The organism is Paracoccus sp. Z118, assembly GCF_019061185.1.
GTDB lineage: Bacteria > Pseudomonadota > Alphaproteobacteria > Rhodobacterales > Rhodobacteraceae > Paracoccus.
The window spans coordinates 1-321 of the sequence record NZ_JAHQZU010000158.1 but is presented as its reverse complement, the minus strand read 5'-3'; the positions used below and the strand labels follow the sequence as shown (position 1 = coordinate 321).

At 63.9% G+C, this 321-nt stretch carries 1 protein-coding gene; it reads right to left on the bottom strand.

Features of this window, described 5'->3' with window-relative positions; translation table 11 throughout:
- Positions 1 to 12 precede the first annotated feature (12 nt).
- Positions 13 to 156 carry a hypothetical protein gene (locus KTN05_RS18415; protein ID WP_254368358.1) on the bottom strand — a complete coding sequence of 48 codons (144 nt, stop codon included), beginning with the start codon at positions 154 to 156 and terminating at the stop codon, positions 13 to 15.
- Between the last annotated feature and the right edge of the window lie 165 nt (positions 157 to 321).

Sequence of the window (321 nt, the reverse complement as noted above, 5' to 3'; positions counted from 1 at the left end):
CGGGTGCAGCCCTCAGGCCGCTTGATCCCGCAGGGCCTCATAAAGACGTCCCGGTCCCATTAGCGCCGCCTTGAGCCCATCCTGAACCGCCTGCGCCTCCAGTGCTTGCTGGCTCATTGCAGAATGCGCGTCGAGCGCGTCGATGACCGCATCCATGATCGCAGCTTTCAGGAGCGGTAGTTGCCGAACTGCTCTTTCTGGTTGCTCCCGGCCTGCTGGGCCAGCTTCTCGTTCTCCATCAGCTTGCCCTTCACCGCCATCGCGTAGGACAGCCGGTCATTGTCGGTTAAGCGCCGCCTCCGGGCCGGCGAGGCTTTCGGT

What these genes read in the sequence shown, in the direction of transcription:
- KTN05_RS18415 (WP_254368358.1), bottom strand. Translation starts at nt 156, where the DNA reads ATGGATGCGGTCATCGACGCGCTCGACGCGCATTCTGCAATGAGCCAG.